Below are 19,914 nucleotides of genomic sequence, written 5' to 3'. Positions count from 1 at the left end.
CGGCATCCGTCCCCGCTGATTGCAGGTAGGTCTTCAAGTCCGGCGGGGCCGTCAACGTCGCGGGGTGTCGCATCGACGGCACCCGGAAGATCCCGTTGCCTACTTGGACGTTGCTGCTCAGACTGCTCACGGGTGCTCCTGTCGCTCTGCGCCGAGAACCGCGCTGAGATGGTTGAAGGGGTCGAGGAGTTCGTAGCCCGAACGCGTCACCGTCTGCCACGTGGTCCACCGGAGCATGGCGGCGCCGGGCGCGCATTCGATCTCAGAGGGGAGTACGAGTTCCGTCCCGTTCCGGCCCGGAAGCTCGCGGATGCTCCGCACGAGCGGGGTGATGTCGAGGACGTCCGGCTCATCCGCGATTCTGTGGAAGACGACGTGGGAGAAATCGGAAGCGGCAGCGACACGATCACGTAGCGGCGGAGCCGCTGGCCGGTCGAGGTCGAGCCATGCGGCGAGGTGCTCAAGCATCAGGTCCGGGAGTCCCTGCTCGATGTCGAGGCGAGCGGATGCGTGAGTGGACCCCTGGAATCGCGGATTCACCTCGAGGAAGAGCGGCCGACCGTCTGCGACCAGGAAATCGACACCGAAGGAACCCCGGAAACCGTACGACCGCAGCCAGTCGCCGATGCGTGTCGTCGACTCCTCGATCTGATCGAGCACCTCCGCGCCCAGATCCTTGGCCCGCGCGAAGTCGTTGCCGCAATAGCCGAACTCGCGACTCACCAGGCCCGGGATCCCGATGAGCTGCACGGACGCATGGTGGACGGTCACACCGTCGCGCCAGACCGTGGCTCCCACGTTGACCGGGATGGCGTCGTCGATGAACCGGGAGATGCTGGCAAAGGCGTCCGCCCCGCGAGGCCAGTTCGAGCGGACGTCGTCGGGATCGCGGACGTGAACGATGCCCTCGCCGCCAGACGTGCGGCTCCGCCGGAGGACCACCGTACCGTCGCCGAAGAACGACCGGGCGAGCATCTGATCTTCGTCGGCGATGTAGGTCCACGGCACGTACGGGACGTCACCGAGCGCCGCGATTGAGGATTCGACCCACGGCTTGTGCTCGAATGCAGACTGGAGCGACGGGAACAGGCCGAGACAGGCGACACGCTCGCGTTGGGAGAACGAGATCGCGCTGAGCAGCGCGGATGGGCGATACGGGAGGATCGCTGACTCCCGCGAGAGCGCACGCAACAGCGCGTGCCGGAAGGCGACCACGGGTTCGTCGTTCAGGTGGTCGTCGATGTCCCAAGTCTCAGGATCGACGCGGGCTCCGGAGAACTGCTCGTAGCTCTCCGACACGACGTCGCGGCGGCGGACGTAGCGCCCGATCAAGCTGAAGGAACCCGCGAACTGCTCGAGATCTGAAAGAGGCTCAGCATCGTCACCCCGTAGCCCGACCCAGAGCAACTGGCGTGCGCCGAGCCTGCTCTCGACGGCGGTCTTCAGAGCATCGCGTTCCACTAGGCGGCCGCCATGCCCACGGAGTCGGCGGCCGCGTCGAGGGAGCGAACGAGTCGACCGGCGGCGACCTCGGCGTCGGTCTCGGTGACCACCCAAGACCCGTCGCGCCACGATGCGATGCGCGCGGAGCCGCCTGGCAGCCCGCCCACGAGCACGGGTCCGTCGGGGGCGTCGATGCCGTCGAGAGACACGATCCCGCCGAGGTTGCCGAAGGGCACGACGCTCGTCGCCTGCGGCGCGCGACACGTCCCCTCGATGTCGAGAACAAACACCCCGAGCGAACAGTGGACGGCTGCCGACACAGGCCGCTTGACCAACGTCGACACGACGATAGACCGCGTTCCGTCCGCTGAGAGCACCGCGAGGTGAGTGACCGTCGCCGTGCTGATGACGGTCACGATGGCGTGTCCGAGCGAGCGGCACGCGAGCAGCGCACCGCCGTCCCGTGCTTCGTCGATCACCACGCTCGCCGCACCCGCGAGATGGAGACTGTCCGCGCTCGGCCGCACCCAGGCGGTGGTGAGCACGGTTCCGATCAGCGCGCCCACCAACCGGCCGTCCGAGGACACCGCCGTCGAACCAACCCTCGACGCGGAGGGCGCGTCGACCTCTGGAGCCGAAAGCCGGTCGCGAACCGTGAGTTCGAGGTCTCCCGATGCTAGCGAGGGCGTCGCGAGATGCGTCCCAAAGGCGATGAACGTCGCCGCACCGTTCTCCTGCGTCCGAGCAGGATCGTCCGCGATCGACGAGTCCGCGTTCGCGACGATCCGCCGTGCGATCCAGTCGGCGATGAGGTCGAGGTTGGACTCCAGGACATTGCGGCCGCCGACTTCGGGAAAGGCCCCACGCCTTCCGCTGGCGAATCGCAGCTCGCGCTTGCGTGTCGCGAGGTCGACGGAACGCGGATCGGACGAGACCGGGATCAGTCTCGCCTCGGTCGGATGGATCGCGAAGGGCGCATCGAGTGAGAAGTCCAGCGCCCACCCGACCTGGACCGATCTGACGAGGATCTCCTCGGTGACGACGGCCACCCTCTCGGCGCGACCTAATGACTTCCTCAACGTCGCGTCTCGGGCGGCACTGATCACGTGCTCTCGGAGCTCGCGCTTGAACTGCTCGACGTCGAGCAGCTCGTTCTCGATCGGCAGGTACCGGGCGACGGTCTCGGTGGCGGCGATCTGCGGGCGAAGGTCCTGAACTCCCCTTCCTCTGTTGAGCCCGCAGAAGAAGGCTGCGAGCTCGCTCACGACCTCCTCCTCGCTGATGGGAGGCTCGGGGACGGGACGACTGGTCGCCGATTCCGAGAACCCGCCGGCCGAGTGAGTCTGCATCGCCTTGGAGTCCGACGCCCACATGGCCACGGCCTTCTCGATCAGCAACCGAGAGATCGTCTGGACGGTCTTCCGGTCTTTGCCGACCGCGTGTATGCGGGTCGCCCACGGACCGCTGCCCCACGAGGCGGCCCAGATCTGCTCCTGGTCGGCCGAGATGCTCCCGAAGCGGTCATGCGCCGACTGGAGCCGCGCCATCAACTGTGGCAAGTCGACGTAACCGGAGCCGTCGTCCGGGAGGTCTGTGAGCAAGTGGGCGGGCACCTTCAGGACGCCTGCCTGCGCCTCGATCCCATCGCCCGTTCGCAGCTTCATGAGGAACTCAACGAGCGTCAGCGGCTTACCGGCCTCGCGCATCGACATGCCCGAATTCTGACATGCGCGGGACCTCTGGATGAGCGAGCCGGAGCCCGCGCCCGGAGAGCACCCCGAATCTCCCCAAATCACCCCAGATCCGTCCCGAATCGGGGTCGATTCATCCCGTGCCTGCTGAGCGAATGGGGTGTCGCAAACCGACGGCGCCGACTATCGCAGGAGGACTCCTTGACGAGAACCCCGACGACGAAAGAGTCTCTGACCAATCCCGGTCAGATCCCCGAATCGCGCTGGTACACGTTCGACCTGGTCTCCGCCGAGGGTGAGATCGGCGGCTGGGGTCGCGCATTCGCCCCGTCGCCCGCCGCCGCCCACCGCTTCGCCACCTCCTTTCTCGCCGGAACGTCTAGCGTGCGACTGCGTGGGGCGGCCAACCATGACTAGGGCGTTCACCGCAGCGGCCGTCGTCGTGCCCGGCGCCGAGAGCGTCTTCATCGCACAGCGCGAGCTGTTCGCCGAGCAGGGCGCGGCCTTCGTCGGGCTCCTCGAGGTCGCGCGGTTGTGCGAGCCCCGGCTCCCCCTCCTCGTCGAGGTCGTCACGCGCACGGTCTTGCCGATCGCCAGCGCGGGGGCCGAGCGCCGCTCCGGCTTCACCGTCTCCGCCGACGCGTGGGAGTTCGGCGGAACGATCCGGGTCAGCGAGCTCGTACTCGTGGGCGACAGCATCGACGGGCTCTCGCGCGGCGAGAACCTGCTCGTCCGGATGCTCCACGGCCTCGCCCACGTCTACAACCACTGGGCCGGCGTGAAGGACACGTCCAACCGCGAGCGGTACCACAACGCCCGGTTCGCCCGCACCGCGAGTCTCCTGGGCCTCGACGTGACCCGGGGAGACTCGCTCACCGGCTTCGTCGTGACCGGGATCTCCCCGGTCACCGCCACGGAGTACGGCCCGATCATCCGCGCACTCGACCAGGCGCTCGTGCTCACGACTCCGACGGGAACGGACGACCCGCTCGCCGCCGCGTTCGACGAGATGCGCACGGCCCGGGTCGTGACGCCGAAGACGTCGCGCTACGTGTTCGCGTCGTGCTCGTGCCTCGGCGACCGCGGCGCCCCGCGTACGATCCGGATCGCCGTCGGGTCGTGGCAGGCGGACAGCATCCATTGCTCCCTCTGCGGCACGCCGTTCCGGGCCCCCGGCGGTGAGTCTCTGACCACCCCCGGTCAGAACCCGGCGGACGGCGGGCTCGAACGGCTCCCCGCCGTGGGCCGGGTCGAGGCACGGCGAGGCCCGCCGTGACCTTCCTGCCTCACGTGCCCCGGACTTCCATCGCAACTGCAAGGACGCACACCCCCACTCACACCCCCTGGAGACACACCATGACGAAGACCCCCGCCTCCCCGCTCCGCCACCGCACCCGCCGCAGCCGGGGCGAGAGCTTCCGCAAGCACGCCGTCGACACCTGCCCGGTGACCGGGGCGGCCCGGTACCGCGACCGCAAGCAGGCGCGCGACGCGGCGAACGCCACCATGTGGAGCCGCGAGAAGAAGGGCGGATCTTCGTCGCCCATGTCGGTGTACCGCTGCCCCGAGGCGACGTGCGGCTACCACCTCGAAAGTCGCGCGGCCGCGGCCGAGCGCGCCGGCACGGCCGCGGCCGCATCCACCGTCTCTCCCGCCGACCGAGCGCCGCGCCCGGTGGTCGCCCCCGTCTACTTCAGCCACGCCACCGCGATCGCCGCGTAAGGGAAAGGAACAGACCATGAAGAAGTTCTTCGCAGCCCTGATGGTGGTCGCCGTGATCGGCGGCTTCGCCTACCTCAACTGGGATCGGGTCGGCCCGATCGTCGGGCCCTACCTCGGGATCGAGCCCGAGGCGGGCCCGACGACGCCTCCCGAGGCGTTCCTGCTCCCGCCGGCACCGGACCCCCGCTACCGCTTCGTGCTGCTCGACCCGTCGACCAGCACCGACACCTCGTTCCGCGAGTCGATGAAGGCGCTCCTGATCTCGGTCGTCGAGGGCTACCTCCCCCCGAAGCCCGAGGACACGCGCCCCGGGGTGCCCGAGATCGTCGGGCTGGAGCTCACCGTGCGCCTGGTCGCAACCGACTCTCTGGCCTATGGGCAGCCGAACTACACGGTGTCCATCCCGAGCGTCCCGGCGCTGTCGGCCCGCGCGGACATGACCGAGGAGGGTGCGCTCGACGCCGACGGCACCTACGACACCTGGGTCGAGTCGGAGGCGAGCTGGTCGGAGGCCTACGACGCCGCGGTCGCAGCCGCCGCCGACGCGGTCGCCGCGATGCAGAGCATCAACGTGAACACCGACGAGTCGTCGGGCATCACGGCGGGGGCCGCGGCCCTCACGCTGCTCGCCCCCGCCGAGGGGGATGTGCAGTACGCCGTGCTCTCCGACCTGGCCGACAACCGTCCAGTTCAGGCGGCGACGTTCGCCGGGCGACCGGTGATCTGCATCCAGCCCGACGCGGTGGGAAGTCGCGCCAACTGGGACGCCCTCTTCAACGACTTCGCCGCCTGGGCCGCCGCCGGCGGCGCCGGACCCGTCACCCACGTGCGCCCCGAACTCGCGGCGGCCACCCTCACCACCTTCCTCACAGGAGCCTGACCATGATCCTCAACATCTTCGTCACCGTCCTCGTCCTCGGTGCCCTCAGCTGGGCCCTCTACTGGGCGGCCCGCCGCTTCGGGCCGCAGATCCCGGCGCTGCTCGCGCTCCGTCACGCCTCGCGCGAGCGGATCCGGCAGAACCCGCTGGATGTCGTCCGCGCCTGGGTCGCCCGCATCGCTCCGTCCCGGCTGCGCAGCGAGCAGCGCACCGCGAAGGCACAGGGCGTCGTCGAGGCCGCGACGGGCCGCGAGACCCGCCTCCTCACCGGCTTCCCGGACGGGGTCGAACCCTCCCACCGGCGGGCGATCTTCCTCCTGGCGATGCTCGTGCTGTGGATCATCGCGATCTGCGCGGCGGCGCTCATCGACCTGCCGATCGTGACCGCGGTCTCCGGCGGCAACGTCCTCTACGGCGTGCTCGGCACCCTGCTCGCGCTCGGCGTGCCCGTGGTGTGCTCGTTGCTCTTCGGCGATCTCATGCTCAAGCGCCGCGACGGCATGCGGCCCGTCGTGTTCAGCCTCGCGGTCGCCGGGCTGCTCACCGCCTTCGCCGCCGTCGTCTTCACCCTCACCGCCCTCGCGCCGATCCGGGCTCAGATCGAGTACGCGGACGAGATCCGCGCCACGAACCAGCAGATCGTGCAGTTCACGGAGGACGAGGACGACATCGCGCTCGTCTTCGCCGAGCAGAAGCTCGCCGAACTCGAGGCGGACCAGACCCGCTCGGCCGAGTGGAACAGCGCGCTCGTGCCGATCGCGGCCGGCGTCGAGTTCGCGAGCGGCTTCTTCGTGCCGCTCGCGATCCCCGTCGTGCAGTTGCGCACGACGCGCCTCGCGAAGGGCAAGGCGCAGGACAAGGTGCGCAAGTCCGTCGACGCCGAGACCCGCCAGCGGGCAGGCCAGTACCGGCGCCTCTCCCGGGCGTTCGAACGTGCCGGAGTGACGCAGGGCGACCTGCAGCGGCACCTCGCTCTGGTCGTCGCCGAGAGCCAGGTCGCCGCCCCGCCGCTGAACGTCCTCGAGGACGCACCTCCGGCCGGCGAGTCCGACGTGTCCCCGGCCGAACCGCCACCCGGCGCCCCGCAGGACACCCCGCGTCCGCGCGAGAACGACCTCGTCGACCCCACGTTCGACGCGTCCTGAAACACCCCCACCTCGAAAGGCACCACCATGTCCACTTACACCAATTCCGAGACGGCGTTCCAGACGGACGTCGCGGGCGCGTACGACCTCTCCACGAGCGAGTACTCGGCCCTCTTGAACGGGATGTGCTCGCTCGACGTCGCGAAGCTCGCGACCGAGGCGTTGCAGGTCCCCACGTCCGGCCTGAACAGCGACGCCATCGGCTGGGAACGGGTCGAGCAGGCGATGCCGGCCTGGCGACAGCAGTTGCCGGCGACATCCACGGCGGCTCTCGAGTCCGCGCGGACGGGGGCGATCCCGCTGGGCGTCGCGCTGTCCACCGTCGCGCTGGAGCTCGGGACGCTCGAGCGACTCGCCGTCGCCGACACGTCGGTGCCGGCCCTCGTCGGCCTCGGCTACGCGGTGACCCGTGTCGACGGGATCCGGACGAGTGCGATCGAGGCCCGGCGCGGTCACGAGACGCTGCTCGTCGTCGTCGGCGACCAGGGCACTGTCGCGACCGACCACCTCGGTCTCGTCGGCGACGCGTGCGACGCGCGGCAGAGCGACTTCGTCGCCGCGATGGATACCCGCGGCGTGCTGTTCGACGAGAGCGTCCGCGTGCGCCACGACGACCCGCGCGGGGGCAGCCCCGTCGACAACGCGGTGCGCAGCGGCGGCGCTTCCCTCGCCGAGGGCGCCGTGCGCCACGGCGACGCGAAGGTCCCCGAGCTCCGCACTCGCCTCCTGCCCGCCGCGACCCGCGCGACGCGTCTCGCTCAGCGAGGTGCCCGGTGAGCGACACCCTCGTACTCGGCGCACGGCGTGCCGGACAGGTCGTCCGCGCCCTCGAGGAGGCGCGCGTCGATCGGAGCGTCATCCTGATCGACGACGCCGACGGCGACTTCTACGTCGACGGCGACGCCCTGCGCGAGATCACTCGCGTGCTGAGCGTCCACGCGGCGCTGTGGGGGATGCCGACCCTCCTCTACACGCTCGCCGGCGGCGCGGAGGTGGTCGTGGCGCCGGGCGGTCCGGCCGCCAACCTCCCCGAGGGGATCGCCGACCACACCCCGGCGACGGTCGCGATCGACATGTTGCGCGAGGCCTGCCTGCGCGAGAGCACGCCGCACCTCCTCGTGCTCGACTTCGCCGAGCACCTCCTCCCCGGCGACGAGGCGGGTCCGGCGGTCGGCGACACCGCGCGCGTCATCGAGCAGGTGGCGGACTTCACGAAGAACCCCGCGTGGGCCGAGGGCGGTCATGTGCTCGTCCTCATCGGCCGTACCGCCCGGATCGATCAGCGGGTCGCCCGGCTTCCCGGCGTGCGCGTCGTCGACGTGGGACTCCCGCAGCTCCCCGAGCGCCGGGAGGCTCTCGCGCTGATGGCCGGGAGCAACCGGCACCCTCTCGCGTTCGCGCCCGACCTGCCCCTCGACCGCGCGGCGCGATTGACCGGCGGCATCTCGCTGCACGCCCTCAGCTCGCTGAGGTATCACACCTCGCCCGAGCGGCCCCTCGAGGTCGGCCACATCCTCGAGCTCAAGCGGGCCGCCATCCGCCAGATGGCGGGCGACACGCTCCTCGTGCACGACGATCTGTTGAGCCTCGACGCCGACGTGGCCGGGCTGCCTCAGGTGCGGCGGATCCTCCGCGAGGAGGCACGGCGCGGCAACGACACGCTGCGACTGATCCTCGCCGGCCCTCCGGGCAACGGCAAGAACCGGGTCTCGACCGCGATCGCCGCGGCGCTGGGCGTGCCCGCGATGCAACTCGGGCGCATCCGGGGCCGGTATGTCGGCGAGAGCGAGGACAACCTGCGTCGCGCCTTCGACACGGTTGAGGCCAACGCCCCCGGGCTGCTGATGCTCGACGAGGTAGATCAGTCGGGGCTCGGCCGCCGCGGCGAGTCCGCGGGAGCCGAGGGCAGCGAGGTGACCGCCAACCTGCGGGCGGAGCTCTACACCTGGCTCGGCGACACGGGTTCGCGGCTGGGCATCTCGGTCATCGGGCTCACCAACCGCCCCGACCTCCTCGACGAAGCCGCGACCGACAGGTTCACGATCGTGCCGGTGCTCCATCCGTCGCCGACCGAGGCGGCGCAGATCATGGCGATCCAGGCGCGGCGCGTCGGCATCGACTTCGACCTGGAGGGGGCGACTGAGGCGCTGATCGGCTCGAGCGCGGCCTTCTCGGGCCGCGAGGCCGTGCGCATCCTCGACCGGGCCCAGGTGCACGCCCAGGAAGCCGGCCGGGAGCGGATCACCGGGATCGATGTCGCCTCCGCGATGGCCGAGTCGCTGCACGCGATCGGTCCCGAGGAGGAGCGCCAGTCGCTCCTAGCCCTCCGTGCGACGTCCTGGTCCGGGCACCTGCCCTGGATGGCCGAGCGGTACATCGGCGGAGGCGACATCGCCCCTCCCGGTTACGTGCAGCCTTATGTCGACGCGTCCGGGTCGCTCGATGTCGCCGGGATCGAGACCCGCATCCGGGCCCTGGAGTCGCTCCGTGGCTATTGAGCATCCCGACCGGGAGTGGATCGAGCGCACGATCGCGTCGCTCGAGGCGTGGCTGCGCACGGACGTCGACACGCCGACGAGCCAGATTACCGGCGGCGGAGCCATCGGACGTGTCGAAGCGCGGCTCTCCGCGCTCCACTCCGATCGCCCCGTCGTGCTGATGCCCAGCGCCACGGGCGCGCTCCACGCGGTGCTCTCGGCCGTCGGGGTCGGGCCGGGCGACGAGGTCCTCATCCCCGACCACGACTGGACCTCGTCGCTCGCCGTCGTCCGCATGCTCGGCGCGACGCCGGTGGCGGTGCCGGTCGACCCAACAACCCTCACGATCGATCCGGCGGCAGCGCTCGTTCGTCTCAGCGCCGCGACACGTGCCGTCATCGCGACCCATCTCTTCGGGATCGCCGCTGACGTGCCCGCACTTCGGGTTGCCCTCCCCGGGGTCGTGATCGTCGAGGACTGCGCACAGGCGCTCGGCTCAACGCTCGACGATCGACCGGTGGGTTCGCTCGGCGACGCCGCGGTCCTCAGCATGGGGCCGGGCAAGCGACTTGACGTCGGCGAACTCGGCGCGTTGGTCCTGTGCGACGCGGACCTTCGCACGGCCGTCCTCCGGGTGGCCGCGCATCCTGTACGCCAGCGACTCGGCGGCGTGCGCCTTCCCCGCCTCGACGCGTTCGCCGTGCGCCCTCATCCGCTGGCGGCCGTCCTGCTGGATGCGGCTCTCAGCGACGACGATCCGGGCGCGGTCATCGAGGCGCACCGCCGCACGGCGAGGGCGCTCGCCGCGAGAGGTGTCCGCGTGCTCGGTGCAGACGAGCGACGCGGAGTCGCCGCCAACACCCTCGTCCTGGCGCCCGACCGCTACACGTCGACGACCATTGCGGCGCACGTCGGGCACGTCGACGTGATCGACATCGGGGCACTCGCCTCAGGGTCGTCGACTCTGCGACGGTATCCCGTCGTCGCGGTCGATGCTCCTGTCATCCAGGACGTCCGCGGATGAGCGGCTCAAGCCTCGGCGGCTTCGTGCTCGGCGTAGCCGTGACGGTGGCGCTCCTCAACCCGCTCGACTGGGCCCTCCCCTGGGATCCCTGGGTTGACGGTCTGCTCACCGAGATCGATGGGGCGGTGGGTGCCGCGGCCGACCCGGTGCCACCCATAGGACTCGTCGAGGGCGTTGACTTCAGCTTCCTAGTCGACCGGACGGGCACGCAAGTGCGCTGGGACTGCGTGTCCGAGATCTCGGTGGCGACCTCGGGCGTGGTCCCGCCGGGTACCGACCCCGCCCTCGAGACCGCCGTGTCCCGGCTGCGCGAGGCGTCGGGCCTTCCGCTCGTGATCAGCGCGTCCGACCAGCCCGCCGACATCACGGTGAACTACGGGCCGCTCGGCTCGAGTGTCGGGACGATGGTGCTCGATGAGCCGTCGGTGCTCGGTGTTGGGGGCCCGAGTTCTGTTCTCGGTCGGATCATGCACGGCGACGTGCTCATCCGATCCGATACGCCGAGCGCCGACCCGGCGACGGTCATCGGCGTGAGTGTCCTCATGCACGAAATCGGGCACGCTCTCGGCCTCGATCATGCGGCCGAGGGGACCGACGAGATCATGGCTCCGGCGATCCGGCCCGACGAGGATGCCGAACTCGGTGACGGCGACCGCTGGGCGCTCGCGGCGATCGGCTGCCACGGTGTGGCAGGATGATCCGCCGTAGCGTCGCCGTCTGGACGGCGGACACCTTCGCGCGGCTCGTCCGCGCTGGCGGCCGCCGGCCTATACCCCGCACTTGGGCGCATCTGGTGGTGACCGGCCCGTTGCCGCTCGTCGCGATGGTGGCCGGCCAGGCGGTCGTCACGACGTGCTTCATCTCCCCGCGCACCGTCTCCGATCGCTACGGGATGCTCACCCGCGCCCTGGTCCCGAGTGACGTGCTTCTCGTCGTCGGCGTCGGACTCGCCGCGGCCCTCATGACGGTGCTCGTCGCACATCTCGCGATTCGATCCCGTACGACCGTCGCGCAGAAGGTGATGCAGGTCGCGGCAGTGTCCGCCTTGGGGCTCGCCGTGCCGCTGCTCGACCAGGTGGCGACGGCATCCATCGTCGCCGCGGTCGGGTTCATCGCTTGGTCGATCTGGCCGCGGGTCGCGCTCTACTTGGGCCTCGGCGAACGAGCGGCGTTCTCACTCGACTCGGATCACGCCGGGAAGCTTGCCCCCTCTCACGGGAAGGAGGTGATGAGAATGTTCGACCATCTCGAGTTCGGGCGCTCCTGGGCGCCCTACGTCTGCCGCGGCTGCGGCACCGAGATCTCCTACAAGGATCGCTTCTTGAAGTGCCCCGTCTGCGGCATCAAGTTCAATTGATCGACTCGGCCCGGCGGACCCTGCCGCTGGGCCGAGTCCGGGCACGGCGGGTGCGGTCGCATCCCCGAGTGCGCGACCGCACTGCTGACCCTCTCGGACGTGGCGCGCGCGACCGAGCTGACCCGGGCATCCGCTCGTCGTTTTCTGCTGACGCTGGAATCCGAAGGCTACGTGCGGGCGCGCGACGGGATGTTCGAGCTCACCCCGCGGGTGCTCGAGCTCGGGTTCTCGTACCTGTCGGCGCAGTCGCTGCCCGAGGTGGCGCAGCCCCACCTTGAGGCGCTGTCGCACGCGGTCGGGGAGTCGTCGTCGGCATCCATTCTCGACGGGTGGGACATCGTCTACATCGCCCGCGTACCCACCCGGCGCATCATGTCGGTGGGCATCACGATCGGCACGCGCTTTCCCGCCTACGTCACCTCGATGGGCCGGGTTCTGCTCGCAGCGCTAAGCGTCGCCGAGCTTGAAACCTTCTTCGAAGGTTTCCGCGGGGAGGCGTTTACGACCCGCACCGTGGTCGATCCGGGAGCGCTGCGGGCCGAACTCGACCGCGTGGCTGCCCAAGGGTGGAGCCTCGTCGACGGCGAACTCGAAACCGGGCTGCGGGCGCTCGCGGTACCCGTCACCCGCGGCACCGCGACTGTGGCGGCGATCAACGTCTCGATGCCCGCAACCGATGAGGATGCCAGCGTCCAAGCCCTGCGCCTCCTGCCCGCGATGCAGGAGGCCGCCGCCGCCATCTCGCGCGACCTCGAACTGACCCCCACCGCGGGTTGAGGAGCGCGCCTCAACCGGCGGGCACGGTGCCGATGACCGACAGCAGTTGCAGCTTCTCGTACGACTCGCTGCCCGGCGCGGCGGTGTAGACGAGCAGGAGGTGCGACTGGTCGGGGTCGAGCAGGGTCTGGCAGGTGAGCTCGAGCAACCCCACCTCCGGATGCCGATAGCGCTTCGTCGGCCCCGGCCGCACGCCCACCTCGTGCAGCGACCAGACGTCGCGGAACTCGGCGCTCTCATCCATGAGCAGCTCGACGTACTGCGCTGCCCGCGAGCCGGGGCCGCGCACCCCGACGAGTTCGCGCAGGCCCGACGCCCACAACCGCGAGAGGAACGGGTGATCCTCCTCCGGATAGAGCTCCCGCATCGATGGATCGGTGAACCAGCGGTAGCCGAGGCTGCGCGCCGGCCCGGTGTACCGGGTCAGGTCGCCGGTGAGGGCGACCCCGAGCGGGGTCTGGCGCAAGGTCTCGCCGAGCTCGGTGACGATCTCGGCGGGGGTGTCGTGCAGGCGATCGAAGATGCGCAGCATCCCGGGGCTGATGTGTTCGCTCGATGCCCCGCGCTCCGGCGGAGCGTGTCCGGCGAGCCGGAACAGGTGGTCGCGCTCGTCGAGGGTGAGGTGCAGGCCCTGCGCGATCGAGGCGATCATCTGCTCCGACGGCTGCGGTCCGACCTCGCGTTCGATGCGTGCGTAGTAGTCGGTCGACATGTGGCTGAGCGCGGCGACCTCTTCACGACGCAGCCCCTCGGTGCGGCGACGCTGCCCGCGCGGGAGGCCGACATCCTCGGGCTGCAGCGCCTCCCGGCGGAGTCTGAGGAAGCCCGCGAGGCCGGCCCGATCGATCGCCATGACTCGTTTCTACCCCGCCTCGGTCGGCGCAACCACGGATCGGCGAGTCCTGGATGCGATCGGCCGGGCGTCGCAGGGTCGAACCATGACACGCAATCGACACGACATCCAGCTTCCTGACCTGACCGGAAAGCGCGCCCTCGTCACGGGCGCGAGCGACGGGATGGGTCTCGTCATCGCCACGAGGCTCGCCGCGGCCGGCGCCGAACTCGTGCTGCCGGTGCGCAACCCGCGCAAGGGAGAGGCGGCGGTCGCGGCGATCCGCGAATCGGTGACGGGCGCGACGATCACTTTGCGCGACCTCGACCTCTCGTCGCTCGCCTCAATCGCGGCGCTCGGGGCGACGCTGCGGGATGAGGGTGACCCCATCCATCTGCTCATCAACAACGCGGGCGTCATGACACCGCCCGAGCGCCAGACGACCGCCGACGGCTTCGAGCTGCAGTGGGGCACCAACCACCTCGGCCATGTCGCCCTCGTCGCCCACCTGCTGCCGTTGCTGCGCGCCGGCCAGGCCCGCGTCACGTCGCAGATCAGCGTCGCCGCCGCGCGCGGCACCATCAACTGGGACGACCTCAACTGGGAGCGCTCATACGACGGGATGGCCGCGTACCGGCAGTCGAAGATCGCGTTCGGGCTCTTCGGGCTCGAGCTGCAGCGGCGCAGCATCGCCGAGGGCTGGGGCATCACGAGCAACATCTCCCACCCCGGCGTCGCCCCGACGAACCTGCTCGCCGCACGACCCGAAGTCGGTCGCGCCCAGGCGGTCGGCTCCCGGCGGCTCATCGTCGCCATGTCGCGGATGGGGCTCGCGGGCACCGTCGCGTCGGCGGGGCTTCCCGCGCTGCTCGCGGCGACGACTCCGGATGCCGGCGGCCTGCAGTTCGGTCCGAACGGCCCGGGCCGCGTCGCCGGTCGTCCCGGGGAGCAGTCGCTCTACGCTCCGCTCACCGACGCCGCCGAGGCCGCCCGCGTCTGGGGCGTCTCCCAAGAACTCACCGGCGTCGCCCTCTCGGTGGTCCGGTAGCGCCCGGAATCAGGCGAGGAAGAAGACCTGCAGGGTGAAGACCACGGCGATGAGGATCGCGCCGACGACGGCGGCGACCATGAGGAGTTGGGCTGCCATCAGGCGTCCTTCCGGATCGGTACGGGTCCATCATCTCGCGACAGGCGCGACGGCCACCAACTGATGCGGCCGAGGTCGTGGATCGCGGCCGGCACGAGCAGCGACCGCACGACGAGGGTGTCGAGCAGCACGCCGAAGGCGACGATGAACGCGATCTGGGCGAGGAACAGGATCGGGATGACGCCGAGCGCCGCGAAGGTCGCCGCGAGCACGATGCCGGCCGAGGTGATGACGCCGCCAGTGACGGTGAGACCACGCAGCACGCCCTCGCGGGTGCCGTGCTTCAGCGACTCCTCACGCACGCGCGTCATCAGGAAGATGTTGTAATCCACGCCGAGCGCGACGAGGAACACGAACCCGAACAGCGGCACCGACGGGTCGGCTCCCGGGAAGTGGAAGATCCCCTCGAAGACGAGCGCCGACACCCCGAGCGCGGCGGCGAACGACACGATGACGCTGGCGACGAGCACGAGCGGGGCGACGAGCGACCGCAGCAGCAGGATCAGGATGACGAGGATCACCAGCAGCACCACGGGGATGATGACCGTGCGGTCGCGGATCGCCGTCTGGTCGGTGTCGTACGCCAGCGCCGTGACGCCGCCGACGAGAGCCGCCTCATCGACCGCATGCACGGCATCCCGCAGCTCGCGGATCGTGGCTTCGGCCGCGGCCGAGTCGGCGGCATCCGTCAGCGTGGCCCGCAGCATCACCTGCCCGTCGACCACCGTCGGCTCGAGCGGCACGAGCGTCGGGATCGGGAACGGCTCGGCGTCGGTTCCGACCGGCATCGTGCCGGTCGGTGAGTTGTCACTCAGCGCCTCCACTCCGTCGACGCCGTCGAGGCCGGCCGCGGCATCCGCGAGTTCGGTGATGAGGTTCTCGTCGCCGACGATGACGGCGGGCGAGCCGGATCCCGCGGGGAAATGCTCGCCGAGCAGCACCTGGCCGTCACGGGCGGGGCTCTCGCCGAGCACCAGCTCGCTCTGCGGCACCCCGTCGGCCTTGAAGAGCGCGAGACCGGCGGATGCGATGAGCAGCACCACGAGGGACAGTGCCCAGACGAGGCGGGCGCGCTTGGCGATGAGGCGGCCGACGGCGGGCCAGAGTTTGGTGGAGGTGGGGTTTCGAGATGCGTCGCCTTCGGCGGCGCTCCTCGACCCGCGAACTTTTCGCGGCCAGAAGGCCACCCGACCTGCCGCCAGCATCAGGGCGGGGAGAAGGGTGAGTGCGGCGAGGAGGGAGAAGGCGATGCCGATCGCGGCGACCGGGCCGAGGGCCTTGTTGGAGTTGAGGTCGCTGAGCAGCAGGCACAGCAGCCCGGCGATCACCGTCAGGCCCGACGCGAGGATCGGCTCGAACGACCCGCGCAGGGCGGCCCAGGTGGCATCCCAGCGCTTCTCGTGGTCGCGCAGCGCCTCGCGGTAGCGGGCGACGTAGAGCAGGGCGTAGTCGGTGGCGGCGCCGATCACCAGGATGAACAGGATGCCCTGCACCTGCCCGTTGATCGTCACGAGGTCGGCGGCGGCGAGCCAGTAGACGACGAGGATCGCGGCGCACAGCGCGAAGACGGCGGTGCCGAGCACGATGAACGGCAGCAGCGGCGAGCGGTAGACGATCACCAGGATGACGAGCACCGCGCCCAGCGCTGTGAGCAGCAGGATGCCGTCGATGCCCGCGAAACCGGCGACGAGGTCGGCGGTGAATCCGGCCGGTCCGGTGACGTAGGCCTCGAGGCCGTCGGGCGCGTCATCGAGCAGCGCGGTGAGGGCCGCCACGGTGTCGGCGATTTCGGCGGAGATCGGCACGACGATCTCGGCGGCGTCGCCGTCATCCGAGGGGATCACCGGGCTCAGCCCGTCGCCGACCCCCTCGACGTCGGCGGCGTCGGCCGCGAAGTCGTCGAGGAAGGCGAGGTCGTCGTCGGTGAGTCCGCCGTCACGCGCGGCGATGACGATCGCCGGGATATCGTCGGCACCCGAGAACTCCGGAACGAGCTCGGCCACCTGCGTCGACTCGGCCGACGCGGGCAGGAAGCTCGCCTGATCGTTGGTGGAGACATCCGAGATCTTGCCGAACGTCGGCCCGCCGAAGCCGGCCAGCGCCAGCCAGCCGACGATGAGCAGGGCGGGAACGACCGCGCGCAGGATGCGCCGCCCCAGCGTCGGGCGCATCAGCGGGTCTCGAGCAGTTCGGCGCCGGCGGCCTCGAGCTCGGCGAGCGCGGCCGTCGACGACTCCGGGGCGACTCCGGCGACGAGGTCGGTCAGCACGGCCACCTCGCGCCCCGCATCCAACGCGTCGCGGGCGGAGGCCAGCACGCAGTAGTCGGTGGCGATGCCGGCGACGTGCACGACATCCACGCCTTTCTCGTCGAGCAGGTCGATGAGGTCGCGGCCATCGTCGGTGACGCCCTCGAAGATCGAGTACGCCGGAACGCCCTGCCCCTTCTTCACGTGCACATCGATCAGGCTCGCGTCGAGCGCCGGGTGATACTCCGCCCCGGGGGTGCCGGCGACGCAGTGCCGCGGCCAGGTCTCCACGAAGTCGGGCTCGGCACCGGCCGCGAAGTGCCCGCCGTTGTCGTTGTCGCCGTCGTGCCAGTCGCGGCTCGCGATCACCAGGTCGTAGCTGTCGGCGTGCTCACGCAGGTACTCGGTGATGCCCTCGGCGACGGCGGCCCCGCCGGTCACGCCCAGCGCACCGCCCTCGGTGAAGTCGTTCTGCACGTCGATGACGAAAAGAGCGCGCACGATCTGCTCCAGCTAGTTGTTCGAAAGGTTGTCGCCGCAGGTGAAGACCCCGGTGGTGAGGGTGTCGAGCGCCGCGCGGGCATTGCTTTGGATGCCGTCGCCGATCGCGTAGAAGGCGAACGCGAAGACGGTGCCGTCGGCGGCCTGCACGAGACCGCCGAGCGAGTACGAGGTGTCGATCCAGCCGGTCTTGGCGAACACGTGGCCGCGGGCGACCGCATTCGCCCCGGTGAAGCGCCCGGCGAGCGTGCCCGACTGCCCGGCGACCGGCAGCCCGTTGAGGATCACGTCGAGGTTCGGCGCGGTGGCGTTGTTCACCGCGATCATCAGCTGGGTCACCGTCGCCGGCGGCACGGCGTTGAACTCGCTGAGCCCCGACCCGTCTTTGATCGTGATGCCCGTCGCCGGAATGCCGATCGTCGACAGCGCGCTCGGGATGGCCTGCTGCAGCGAGGCGGCCGACCCGTTGAGGGCCGATTCCTTCGACGTGATGCGCGCGATCATCTCGGCCATCGTGTTGTCGCTCACCAGCAGCATGTGCGGGATGATCACGCTGAGCGGCTGCGACTGCACCTCGCCGAGCACGGTCGAGGTGTTGACCGCGCTGCCGGTGCTCAGCGTGACGTTGCCGGCGACCTCGCCTTCGGTGTCGGCGGCGCGGAGGGCATCCAAGAAGTACTGTCCGGCGCGCCCGACCGGGTCGGTGCTGCGCGGGCTGTCTTGCGCGGCCGGGTTGGCGCGGTCGCCGTCGACCTGCAGCGCCGTCACCTCGGAGTGGTAGCCCTGCGTCTGCTCGGAACGCTTCCACGCCGGGTCCCACTTGTCGGCGGTCGACCAGTAGCTGGCGTCGAGCACGATGTTGGTGATCGGCGCCCCGCTGTAGTTGGCGAGCACCTGCGCGGCGAGATCGGCCAGCTTCGGGGCGCCCTTGTAGACGCTCTCCTGACCGGCGGGCAGGCGGCTCAGGGTCGCGTCGCCCCGACCGACCAGCACGATCGAACCGGCCTGGCTTCCCGGATACACCGAGGTGCGGATGCGGTAGTCGGGGCCGACCGTCGCGAGCGCCGCCGCGGCGGTGAGCAGCTTCAGCACGCTCGCGGTGCGGGCGGGCGTCGTGCCGGCCCGGTCGAACAGCACTTCCTGCGTGTCGACCCGCACGACGTATCCCGAGAGGGCCATCAGCCGCGGGTCGGCCGCGAGACCGGCGATCGAACAGGTGCGCAGCCGGCTCGCCGCGAGATCGCCCTCGGGCACGTCGCGCGGAGGTTCCGGAGTCGGGGTAGGGCTCGGAAGCACCGCGGCGGCCGATCCGACGCTCACGCCGGCGAAGACCGCCCCGGTGCCGAGCAGGGCGAACACGACGACGATCGCCCCGATCAGCCATCCGGTCGGATGCTTGGCGAAGAACGCCCCGGTGCCGCGCGGCTTCTCGCCCTCGGCATCCATCGACGGTTCGCGCTTCGATGGCTTCGGCCGGGTACCGCGTCCCGACGCCGGAGCCGCGGCTTCGCGGGCCGCGCGGCGCGAGATCGGCTGCTCGTCGGTCACCTAGCAATGATAGGTGACCGTCGCGCGGCACATTCTGAGTGGGAACGACGCCGGAGGCCTCACACCCGCCGCACCCGGACCCGTTCCGGATGCGGCGTGTGAAAGACCTCCGACGCCGATCAGTCGGTCAGCAGCCGCCCCAGCGGGCCGCGGCCCGGGTGAAGCTGTAGGGCTCGTTCGGCACGCCGCCGTGGGTCATCGCGAAGTAGATGCACACCCCGTTGACGGGACCGGTGATGCTGGGCCGGTAGAGCGAGTTGCGGTGAGAGGTGGAGTTCCACCACTTCTGCGCGACTGTCGCTCCGCTGTTGCCCGAACCGCCCGCCAGGTTGCCATCGCAGCCGTACGAGGGAACGCCGTCACTGCGCTGCGAGCCGATGTGGCCCCAGGCACTGGCGGGGTCGGTGCTGGGGTCCTCCGCCATCCAGAACAGGCGGTCCTCCATGCAGGAGTCGTACCGGATGTTCGCCATCGGCACCGGGTACAGGCAGTTGGCGACGCGGATCGCGTTGTAGGCCGCCGCGAACGAGGCGAGGTCGTCCGACGTGGTGCCCTGCACGCCGCCACCGGAGACACGACCAGGAGCACCGCCGGTGCTGCCGCCGACGTTGCCCGGGCACGACAGGCCCTGTGCCGCGAGAACCGCGCGCCGCTCCTCCGTGCCGCTGGCACGGCCGGCTGCGGTGACCGGCGGAAGCGGCTTCGGCACCGGCTTCTGCGCGAAGTGCTCGGAGTCGACCGTGAGCGTCGCCTCAGCCGACACCGCGACATTGATGGCCTGTGCCGCTGCGGCGAGCACTGTCGGCGTCGTGTCGGTGGTGATCGTGGTCGCCACGACCGGACTGGTCGCGGTCGTCGGTGCGGTCGCGGCGTTCAGCCCGCTCGCAGCCGACACGGCAGTGGTCGCCGCGTTGGCGGGAGCGAGGAACGAAGGACCCCCGCCGCCGACGAACGGCAACACGAGAACCATGACCGTCGTGAAGACGACCCCCAGAAAAATGGTGCGTTTCATTGCGTGAGCCCCCCGACTCGGGTGACGCGGTCCCCCCGGACCGTGTGCGTCGAGCGCATAAAGCGCTGTGAAGGGGACGCTACGCCTTTCTGTGGGCCGGAAACAACCCC

19 protein-coding genes are annotated in these 19,914 nt (G+C 70.4%); 12 read left to right on the top strand and 7 right to left on the bottom strand.

Annotated elements, in window-relative coordinates; genetic code table 11:
* Positions 1-126: 126 nt before the first annotated feature.
* Together IE173_RS07355 and IE173_RS07350 are read right to left on the bottom strand one after the other, a co-directional pair.
* Positions 127-1,461, bottom strand: a complete 1,335-nt coding sequence (locus tag IE173_RS07355; RefSeq protein WP_191282804.1) for an ATP-grasp domain-containing protein — start codon at positions 1,459-1,461, stop codon at positions 127-129.
* Complete coding sequence (locus tag IE173_RS07350; RefSeq protein ID WP_191282803.1) at positions 1,461-3,155, bottom strand: hypothetical protein; 1,695 nt, start codon at positions 3,153-3,155, stop codon at positions 1,461-1,463. The genes IE173_RS07355 and IE173_RS07350 overlap by 1 nt, the downstream gene beginning before the upstream one ends.
* 180 nt (positions 3,156-3,335) lie before the next feature.
* Between IE173_RS07350 and IE173_RS07345 the strand changes: the two genes are divergently transcribed.
* The 11 genes from IE173_RS07345 to IE173_RS07295 all read left to right on the top strand — a co-directional run bounded on the left by IE173_RS07345 (position 3,336) and on the right by IE173_RS07295 (position 12,516).
* Positions 3,336-3,551, top strand: a complete 216-nt coding sequence (locus IE173_RS07345; protein WP_191282802.1) for a hypothetical protein — start codon at positions 3,336-3,338, stop codon at positions 3,549-3,551.
* Positions 3,544-4,410, top strand: coding sequence for a hypothetical protein (locus IE173_RS07340; RefSeq protein WP_191282801.1), 867 nt, complete (start codon positions 3,544-3,546; stop codon positions 4,408-4,410). Before IE173_RS07345 ends, IE173_RS07340 begins: the two co-directional genes overlap by 8 nt.
* 80 nt (positions 4,411-4,490) lie before the next feature.
* Positions 4,491-4,856: a hypothetical protein gene (locus tag IE173_RS07335; RefSeq protein WP_191282800.1), complete on the top strand. Its 366-nt coding sequence runs from the start codon at positions 4,491-4,493 to the stop codon at positions 4,854-4,856.
* Between the two features lie 16 nt (positions 4,857-4,872).
* Positions 4,873-5,736, top strand: a complete 864-nt coding sequence (locus IE173_RS07330; RefSeq protein ID WP_191282799.1) for a hypothetical protein — start codon at positions 4,873-4,875, stop codon at positions 5,734-5,736.
* 2 nt (positions 5,737-5,738) lie between these two features.
* Complete coding sequence (locus tag IE173_RS07325) at positions 5,739-6,881, top strand: hypothetical protein (protein ID WP_191282798.1); 1,143 nt, start codon at positions 5,739-5,741, stop codon at positions 6,879-6,881.
* A 27-nt stretch (positions 6,882-6,908) separates the two neighbouring features.
* Positions 6,909-7,658 (top strand): hypothetical protein, encoded by a 750-nt coding sequence (locus tag IE173_RS07320; protein WP_191282797.1) that lies wholly within the window; start codon positions 6,909-6,911, stop codon positions 7,656-7,658.
* Complete coding sequence (locus tag IE173_RS07315; protein WP_191282796.1) at positions 7,655-9,379, top strand: ATP-binding protein; 1,725 nt, start codon at positions 7,655-7,657, stop codon at positions 9,377-9,379. The genes IE173_RS07320 and IE173_RS07315 overlap by 4 nt, the downstream gene beginning before the upstream one ends.
* Positions 9,369-10,382, top strand: coding sequence for an aminotransferase class I/II-fold pyridoxal phosphate-dependent enzyme (locus IE173_RS07310; protein ID WP_191282795.1), 1,014 nt, complete (start codon positions 9,369-9,371; stop codon positions 10,380-10,382). Before IE173_RS07315 ends, IE173_RS07310 begins: the two co-directional genes overlap by 11 nt.
* Positions 10,379-11,080 carry a matrixin family metalloprotease gene (locus IE173_RS07305; RefSeq protein ID WP_191282794.1) on the top strand — a complete coding sequence of 234 codons (702 nt, stop codon included), beginning with the start codon at positions 10,379-10,381 and terminating at the stop codon, positions 11,078-11,080. The genes IE173_RS07310 and IE173_RS07305 overlap by 4 nt, the downstream gene beginning before the upstream one ends.
* The gene (locus tag IE173_RS07300; RefSeq protein WP_191282793.1) at positions 11,077-11,739 is read left to right on the top strand and encodes a hypothetical protein; all 663 of its coding nucleotides are present in this window, start codon (positions 11,077-11,079) and stop codon (positions 11,737-11,739) included. The genes IE173_RS07305 and IE173_RS07300 overlap by 4 nt, the downstream gene beginning before the upstream one ends.
* A 60-nt stretch (positions 11,740-11,799) precedes the next feature.
* On the top strand, positions 11,800-12,516 hold the full coding sequence (locus IE173_RS07295; protein ID WP_191283038.1) for an IclR family transcriptional regulator domain-containing protein: 717 nt from the start codon (positions 11,800-11,802) through the stop codon (positions 12,514-12,516).
* A 10-nt stretch (positions 12,517-12,526) separates the two neighbouring features.
* Here the strand turns inward: IE173_RS07295 and IE173_RS07290 are convergent, their stop codons facing one another.
* The gene (locus IE173_RS07290; RefSeq protein WP_191282792.1) at positions 12,527-13,369 is read right to left on the bottom strand and encodes a helix-turn-helix transcriptional regulator; all 843 of its coding nucleotides are present in this window, start codon (positions 13,367-13,369) and stop codon (positions 12,527-12,529) included.
* An 85-nt stretch (positions 13,370-13,454) separates the two neighbouring features.
* Between IE173_RS07290 and IE173_RS07285 the strand changes: the two genes are divergently transcribed.
* Complete coding sequence (locus tag IE173_RS07285; RefSeq protein WP_191282791.1) at positions 13,455-14,396, top strand: SDR family oxidoreductase; 942 nt, start codon at positions 13,455-13,457, stop codon at positions 14,394-14,396.
* A 98-nt stretch (positions 14,397-14,494) separates the two neighbouring features.
* Here the strand turns inward: IE173_RS07285 and IE173_RS07280 are convergent, their stop codons facing one another.
* From IE173_RS07280 to IE173_RS07265, 4 genes are all read right to left on the bottom strand, one after another.
* Entirely contained in the window at positions 14,495-16,666 is a 2,172-nt protein-coding gene (locus IE173_RS07280; RefSeq protein WP_191282790.1) for an MMPL family transporter, read from the bottom strand.
* Positions 16,666-17,247 (bottom strand): isochorismatase family protein, encoded by a 582-nt coding sequence (locus IE173_RS07275; RefSeq protein WP_308433093.1) that lies wholly within the window; start codon positions 17,245-17,247, stop codon positions 16,666-16,668. The genes IE173_RS07280 and IE173_RS07275 overlap by 1 nt, the downstream gene beginning before the upstream one ends.
* A 9-nt stretch (positions 17,248-17,256) precedes the next feature.
* A complete protein-coding gene (dacB, locus tag IE173_RS07270) occupies positions 17,257-18,792 on the bottom strand; it encodes a D-alanyl-D-alanine carboxypeptidase/D-alanyl-D-alanine endopeptidase (protein ID WP_229841962.1) in 1,536 nt (511 codons plus the stop codon).
* Between the two features lie 127 nt (positions 18,793-18,919).
* Positions 18,920-19,804 carry a hypothetical protein gene (locus IE173_RS07265; protein ID WP_191282788.1) on the bottom strand — a complete coding sequence of 295 codons (885 nt, stop codon included), beginning with the start codon at positions 19,802-19,804 and terminating at the stop codon, positions 18,920-18,922.
* Positions 19,805-19,914: the final 110 nt, after the last annotated feature.

The organism is Pseudolysinimonas yzui (assembly GCF_014653215.1).
In the GTDB taxonomy this organism is placed as follows: Bacteria; Actinomycetota; Actinomycetes; order Actinomycetales; family Microbacteriaceae; genus Pseudolysinimonas_A; species Pseudolysinimonas_A yzui.
Note: the sequence above shows the minus strand (reverse complement) of the source record. Positions and strands in the feature narration are given on the sequence as shown.